This is a genomic window from Bacillus sp. RE35 (genome assembly GCF_052146655.1).
Lineage (GTDB): Bacteria > Bacillota > Bacilli > Bacillales > Bacillaceae_G > Bacillus_A > Bacillus_A cereus.
The window spans coordinates 1-7,500 of record NZ_CP197377.1 but is presented as its reverse complement, the minus strand read 5'-3'; the positions used below and the strand labels follow the sequence as shown (position 1 = coordinate 7,500).

The following is a 7,500-nucleotide window of genomic DNA, read 5'->3' as shown; positions in this document are numbered from 1 at the left end:
TCCTTCTAAAATATGAGCACGTGCTTCTGCTTTTTCTAATTCATAAGCAGTACGTCTACGAATTACTACCTTCTGATGCTCTAAATAATGATATAGATTTTGTTTTAAATTTAGTACTTGTGGCTCCCCATTTACAAGAGACAACATATTAATACCGAAACTTGTTTGAAGCGCTGTATGTTTATATAGATTGTTTAATAGTACGTTTGCATTAGCATCACGACGTACTTCCATGACAATACGCATACCATTACGATCTGATTCATCACGTAAATCTGTAATACCTTCAATTTTCTTATCGCGAACTAATTCTGCGATTTTTTCAATTAATCGCGCCTTATTAACTTGATAAGGTAGTTCAGTTACGATAATAGATTGTTTACCGTTTGACTTCTCTTCAATTTCAACCTTAGCACGAAGCATAATGGAACCGCGACCTGTTTCATAAGCTCTTCGAATTCCACTTCTTCCTAAAATTAAACCTGCCGTCGGAAAGTCTGGACCAGGAATATATTCCATCAATTCTGCGATAGTAATATCAGGATTATGACTTAATGCCAGCACACCATCAATTACTTCGCCAAGCTGATGCGGCGGTATATTTGTTGCCATACCAACAGCAATACCTGTTGTACCGTTTACTAATAAATTAGGGAAACGCGCTGGTAGTACTATCGGTTCTCTTTCGGAACCATCATAGTTATCTTGATAATCAATTGTATTTTTTGAAATATCACGTATTAATTCCATAGAAATCTTAGACATTCTTGCCTCTGTATAACGCATTGCTGCTGCTGAATCTCCATCTACAGAACCGAAGTTACCATGCCCATCTACAAGCATATAACGTTGACTAAAATCTTGCGCCATACGTACCATTGTTTCATAAACGGCTGAATCACCATGAGGGTGATACTTACCGATTACTTCACCGACAATACGTGCTGATTTCTTATACGCTTTATCAGCTGTAATTCCTAAATCATTCATCGCATATAAAACCCTACGATGCACAGGTTTTAATCCATCACGAACATCTGGTAATGCACGAGATACGATAACACTCATTGCGTAATCTAAAAATGAGGTACGCATTTCATGACTAATATTAATTTCTCGAATTCGTGCTTGTTGTTGATTGTCTGACATCAACGAGCACCTCCTCTTACATTTCCGTTACACATACATTGATTTATATGTAGAAGACAGGAATACTTAGATTCCTGTCATTACTCATTTAAATATCAAGGTTCTTCACGTATTTTGCATTCTCTTGGATAAAGTTACGACGCGGTTCTACTTTATCACCCATTAAAATTTCAAACGTTTCGTCTGCTTCTATTGCATCTTGAAGAGAAACTTGAAGTAACGAACGTACTTCTGGATCCATTGTCGTCTCCCATAGCTGAGTTGGATTCATCTCCCCAAGACCTTTATAACGTTGAATTCCTGGTTTCGGCTGGGCTGGTAGCTCAGCTAAGATTTTTTCAAGTTCCTTATCGTTGTAAGCATATTGAATTTTTTTACCTTGTTGTATTTTAAACAATGGCGGCTGTGCAATATAGATATAACCACACTCAATTATTTGACGCATATAACGATAGAAGAACGTTAATAATAGGGTACGAATATGTGCACCATCAACATCGGCATCGGTCATAATAATAACTTTATGATAGCGTGCTTTTTCAATATCGAAGTCTCCACCAATATTTGTACCGATTGCCGTAATAATTGTACGAACTTCATCATTTGATAAAATCTTATCTAAGCGCGCCTTTTCCACATTAATAATTTTACCCTTCAGCGGTAAAATTGCTTGGAAATGACGATCGCGTCCTTGTTTTGCAGATCCACCCGCAGAGTCACCCTCTACGATGTAAATTTCACTAATTGCTGGATCTTTCGAAGAGCAATCAGCTAATTTACCAGGTAAACTTGAAACTTCTAACGCACTCTTTCGACGTGTCAATTCACGCGCTTTTTTCGCAGCTACACGTGCACGTGCAGCCATCGTACCTTTTTCTACAATTTTTCGCGCTACATTAGGATTTTCTAGTAAGAACTTTTCAAATGCCTCTGAGAATACAGACTCTGTAATTGTTCTCGCTTCACTATTCCCAAGTTTTGTCTTCGTTTGTCCTTCAAATTGTGGATTTGGATGCTTGATTGATACAATTGCTGTTAAACCTTCACGAACATCCTCACCAGTTAAATTACTGTCCGCATCTTTTAAAATGCTATTTTTACGACCATAGTCGTTGATTACACGAGTTAAAGCTGTTTTAAAACCTACCTCATGTGTACCACCTTCATACGTATGGATGTTATTCGTAAATGAGTAAATATTATTTGTGTATCCTTCGTTATATTGAAGAGAAACCTCAACCTGAATACCATCTTTTGAACCTTCTACGTACACAGGCTCTTCATGAATCGGTTGTTTTGAGCGATTTAAATGCTCAACGTATGATTTAATTCCACCTTCGTAATGGAATTCTTTCTTTTGCTTATGTTCACGTTTATCTTCAATTGTTAATTTAATATTACGATTTAAAAACGCTAATTCACGCATACGAGTTGCTAGCGTATCAAAATCGTATACTGTTGTTTCTTGGAAAATTTCCGGATCTGGTTTAAATCGAGTTATTGTTCCTGTTTGATCGGTGTCACCAATGACTTTTAAATCCGCAACCGGAATACCTCTTTCGTATTTTTGGTAATGGATTTTACCTTCACGATGTACAAATACTTCTAATTCTGTTGATAGAGCATTTACAACCGATGCCCCAACACCATGTAAACCACCAGAAACTTTATAACCGCCACCGCCAAATTTACCACCGGCGTGGAGAACAGTCATAATAACTTCTACAGCTGGACGTCCCATTTTTTCTTGTATACCAACCGGAATACCACGCCCATTATCCGTTACACGAATACTATTATCTTCTTCGATACTAACATTAATTTCATCACAATAACCTGCAAGTGCTTCATCAATACTATTATCTACGATTTCCCAAACAAGATGGTGAAGCCCTTTTCCACTTGTAGATCCAATATACATACCAGGGCGTTTCCGAACTGCCTCTAGTCCTTCAAGCACCTGTATCTGACTTTCATCATATGCATTTTCTTGCATTTGCTTTTGTTCCATTGACACAAAGATCACCTACTTTTCCATTTAAACAGGGGTTATTCCCTATCTATTTCACAATCTACAGTGCCGTTCGTTACATGAATTGTTTTCGCTTCTTTTAATGTTTCGTGTTCAATTCCGTCGACACTCGTCGTTGTAACAAATGTTTGCACTTTTCCTTGAATTGTATTTAAAAGATGTGATTGACGATAATCATCTAATTCTGATAAAACATCATCCAACAAAAGGATTGGATATTCTTTAACCTCTGAATAAATCAATTCAATTTCAGCTAATTTTAGGGATAGTGCGGTCGTTCGTTGTTGTCCTTGCGAACCAAAGACTTGAACATTTTTACTATTAACGAAGAATTGTAAATCGTCACGATGAGGACCAATTAAAGTCGTACCACGGAAAATTTCACGTTGTTTCACAGATTGAAAACTTTCATAGTATACTTCTTTTATTTTCGACAAATCCATTGATTCTGATACATCTACACTTGGTTTATAGACAATTTCTAACTCTTCTAATCCACGGCTTATACCTCGATGAATTGGAGCTGCCCATTCCTGTAGCAAATGCAAAAATTCAAAACGTTTTTGCAGTATTTTCGCACCATGCTCAATTAGTTGAAGTGTAAATACATCCAACATCGTTTCCTCATTCTTACTATTCCCTTGCATTTTTTTCAACAAGTGATTTCGTTGCGTGAGCACCTTTTGATATTGACTTAATTCATACAAATATACAGGAGCTATTTGTCCTAATTCCATATCTAAAAAGCGTCTTCTTACTTGAGGGCTTCCTTTTACAAGATTTAAATCTTCTGGGGCAAACATGACAACGTTCATCACGCCAATATATTGACTTAACTTTTGCTGTTCAAGTTGATTTAATTTTGCCTTTTTACCTTTTTTCGAAATATTTAATTCCAAAGACAAAGAACTGTTTCTTTTTTGTAATTTCCCTTTTATTTGACCAAAATCTTCATCCCAGCGGATAAGTTCGCGATCATTAGAGGTTCTATGAGATTTCGCCATCGCTAAAACATAAATAGCTTCCATCAAATTTGTTTTCCCTTGCGCATTTTCGCCGATAATTACATTTACCTTATCTTCAAAGGAAAGCTCTAATTTTTCATAATTGCGATAGTTTTTTAATTGTATTTCTGAAATAAACAAAGGGCTCCCCCTTTATGCCTGAACTTGGAAAGTTCCGCTTCCTGGAATTTCAATAACATCATTCGCATATAGTTTGCGACCTCTTCTATTTTCAAGTTCGTTGTTCACGTACACTTCATATTCTTGTAAAAACCATTTTACAGCGCCACCTGTATCAATTACATCAGCTAACTTTAAAAATTGTCCTAGTGTAATATACTCTGTTGAAATTTTAATACGTTTCATAAAATCGCTCACTTTCTGAAAGTGTTCATTCTTTCATTGTACTAAATAAACTAGCATTAGGAAAGTAATACCCAAAAATCAAATAAGGGCCACTAGCATCTTTAAACTAGCAACCCTTATTCCTTACCTAGTAAGTACGAACCGGTAAAATTAATTGAATAATTGAATCATCATTTACTGTACGAATTAAGAACGGTCTCATCGCCCCAGTAAAGCTAACTTTAATCTCTGTACTATCCAAAGCTTTCAATGCATCCATCATATATTTTGCACTAAAAGATATTTTTAACTCTTCTCCATCTACTTTTTCGCATTGTACTTCTTCGACAACTTTTCCGATTTCTGGTGAATTCGAAGAAATCTCTAGCATTTCTTGCTCTAAAGTTGATAATTTAACAACGTTATTGCGGCCATCTCTTGCTAATAGTGAAGCGCGATCAATTGCTTGTAGGAATTCTTTTGTATTCACAAAAATATCCGTTTTACTCTCTGCCGGAATTAAACGTGTCGTATCAGGATAATTCCCTTCTAACAATCTTGAGAAGAATAATAAATGTTTTGTACGGAATAATACTTGATACTCCGTAATAACGATATCTACCATTTCTTCAGACTCATCTAAAATTTTACTTAATTCATTTAAGCTCTTACCTGGGATAACAACATTAGCTTGGAATTCATCTGCAATATTATGTCCTTCAATTTTTGCTTTTCGAAGTGCCAGCCTATGACTATCTGTTGCAATACAAGTTAACTCGCTGTTATATACCTTCCAGTTTACACCTGTCAAGATTGGTCTTGTTTCAGAAGTAGAAACTGCAAATACAGTTTGTCTGATCATATGTTTAAGTAAATCTGTTGGTATCTTAAATACATGATGTTCTTCAATCTGTGGCAATAACGGATATTCTGCAGAATCTAAACCATTTAAGTTAAACTCTGATTTTCCAGATTTTATTTTTGTCATAAAATGATTTTCTACAGAAATTTCGACAGTGTCTTTAGGTAGTTTTTTTACAATCTCACTAAAATATTTTGCCTGTAAAACAATGCTTCCTGATTGAGCTATTTCTACGATTTCTTTTCCATCTTCTTCGACTGGAATAAACGATTCAATCGAAATATCAGCATCGCTTCCTGTTAATGTAACTCCTTCTTCAGTTGCTACAACTTTAATTCCCGTAAGAATTGGGATTGTCGTACGAGAAGAAACTGCCTTCATTACATCTTGTACACCTCTTACAAGATAGTCTTTTTGTATTGTAAAACGCATAAAGAAAAACCTCCGGTAAGTATAAGATTTTATTTAATTAATAAAGATAAAAAATAGTAGTAATAGTAATAGGGCTTGTGGATATGTGGATAACCCCGCTAAAGGATGTAAAAACAGTCTATCTACATGTGGATAGACTGTGCGTAAAACAAGGTAAGTTATTCACACTATTCAGCTACTACTTTAAAATACCATTAATTTCTTCAACTTGCTTTTGTAATTGCGTATCGGTTTTTAGTAATTTAGAGATTTTTTCATGGGCATGGATAACTGTTGTATGATCGCGTCCACCAAATTCTTCACCTATTTTTGGTAAAGAGGAATCTGTAAGCTCGCGCGATAAATACATTGCAATTTGGCGAGGAAACGCAACTGATTTTGTACGTTTTTTCGCTTTAAAATCTTCTAATTTCACTTGATAAACGTCCCCGACAGCTTTTTGAATATCATAAATAGAGATAATTTTCGGCTTAGAATTTGGAATAATATCTTTAAGTGCTTCAGCTGCTAAATCAGCATTAATATCTTTATTAATTAAAGATGAATAAGCTACAACTCGGATAAGTGCACCTTCTAATTCACGAATATTTGAATCAATTTGATTTGCGATATAAAGCATAACTTCATTTGGTATATCAAGCCCTTCAGCTTTTGCTTTTTTGCGTAAAATCGCAATTCGTGTCTCTAAATCTGGCGGCGTAATGTCTGTAATAAGTCCCCATTCAAAGCGGGAACGAAGACGATCTTCTAAAGTTGGAATTTCTTTTGGTGGTCGGTCACTAGAAATTACAATTTGTTTACTTTCTTCGTGTAATGCATTAAATGTATGGAAAAACTCTTCTTGAGTCTGTTCTTTTCCAGCAAGAAATTGAATATCATCTATCAATAAAACATCTACGTTACGATATTTATTACGAAAATCAACAGCTTTATTATCACGAATAGAGTTAATAAATTCATTTGTAAATTTTTCTGATGATAAATATACAACTTTTGCATTTGGATTATGTTCAATTACATAATGACCAATTGCGTGCATTAAATGTGTCTTTCCAAGTCCAACTCCCCCGTAAATAAAGAGTGGATTATACGCTTTAGCTGGCGCCTCAGCTACAGCTAATGAAGCTGCATGGGCAAAACGGTTACCAGAGCCAATAACAAATGTATCGAATGTATATTTTGGATTTAACATGCTCTGTGGTAAATGAGCTGAATCATCTTGTGCTGGATTCGGCTTAACTGGAGGCAGATCAATGTCCTCTTCAGCTTGACTTTGGGGAATAATAAAGCGAATTGCTAATTTTGCCCCTGTTAAATCGTATAGTGTTTCTGAAATTAGTTCGGAGTAATGAGATTCTAGCCAGTCACGAGCAAATTCATTCGGAGCTGTAATCGTTAATACGTCTTTCTTCAAGTTATGAGCCGTTGTGGATTTTAACCATGTCTCATAACTAGGCTTGCTTACCTTTTTTTCTAATTCTTTTAAGGCACTATTCCATAAATCAGAGATATTTTCCAAAGGTGTCCCTCCTTTACTAAGTTGGTAAAAGAATAAGGTTGCGCAACAAATGTACAACCTAATAAATATAAAATGTATATTTATACGAAACGTATTTTAAAACCTAAAAACGTCGTTTGTATATGAGATAGGGTTTTCGACAAAAAAAGCAAATGTG

6 protein-coding genes (1 of these 6 only partly in view) are annotated in these 7,500 nt (G+C 35.4%); all 6 read right to left on the bottom strand.

Annotated elements, in window-relative coordinates:
* Nucleotides 1-1,149, bottom strand: partial view of a DNA gyrase subunit A gene (gene gyrA / locus ACTL4X_RS00030; protein ID WP_001282864.1) — the 5' portion only. Its footprint begins 1,323 nt before the window's first position; 1,149 of the gene's 2,472 nt are visible here — the first part of the coding sequence; its start codon is at nt 1,147-1,149; the stop codon falls past the left edge of the window.
* A gap of 88 nt (nt 1,150-1,237) precedes the next feature.
* Nucleotides 1,238-3,160 (bottom strand): DNA topoisomerase (ATP-hydrolyzing) subunit B, encoded by a 1,923-nt coding sequence (gene gyrB / locus ACTL4X_RS00025; protein ID WP_000435982.1) that lies wholly within the window; start codon nt 3,158-3,160, stop codon nt 1,238-1,240.
* 38 nt (nt 3,161-3,198) lie between these two features.
* Entirely contained in the window at nt 3,199-4,326 is a 1,128-nt protein-coding gene (gene recF / locus ACTL4X_RS00020) for a DNA replication/repair protein RecF (RefSeq protein WP_000470745.1), read from the bottom strand.
* 12 nt (nt 4,327-4,338) lie between these two features.
* On the bottom strand, nt 4,339-4,551 hold the full coding sequence (gene yaaA, locus ACTL4X_RS00015) for a S4 domain-containing protein YaaA (protein WP_000821364.1): 213 nt from the start codon (nt 4,549-4,551) through the stop codon (nt 4,339-4,341).
* Between the two features lie 127 nt (nt 4,552-4,678).
* Complete coding sequence (gene dnaN, locus ACTL4X_RS00010) at nt 4,679-5,824, bottom strand: DNA polymerase III subunit beta (RefSeq protein ID WP_001212884.1); 1,146 nt, start codon at nt 5,822-5,824, stop codon at nt 4,679-4,681.
* 178 nt (nt 5,825-6,002) lie between these two features.
* Complete coding sequence (gene dnaA, locus ACTL4X_RS00005) at nt 6,003-7,343, bottom strand: chromosomal replication initiator protein DnaA (protein WP_000428017.1); 1,341 nt, start codon at nt 7,341-7,343, stop codon at nt 6,003-6,005.
* Nucleotides 7,344-7,500: the final 157 nt, after the last annotated feature.

Coding starts and splice junctions, on each gene's coding strand:
- gyrB (WP_000435982.1), bottom strand. CDS start 3,160: ATGGAACAAAAGCAAATGCAAGAAAATGCATATGATGAAAGTCAGATA.
- dnaN (WP_001212884.1), bottom strand. CDS start 5,824: ATGCGTTTTACAATACAAAAAGACTATCTTGTAAGAGGTGTACAAGAT.
- yaaA (WP_000821364.1), bottom strand. CDS start 4,551: ATGAAACGTATTAAAATTTCAACAGAGTATATTACACTAGGACAATTT.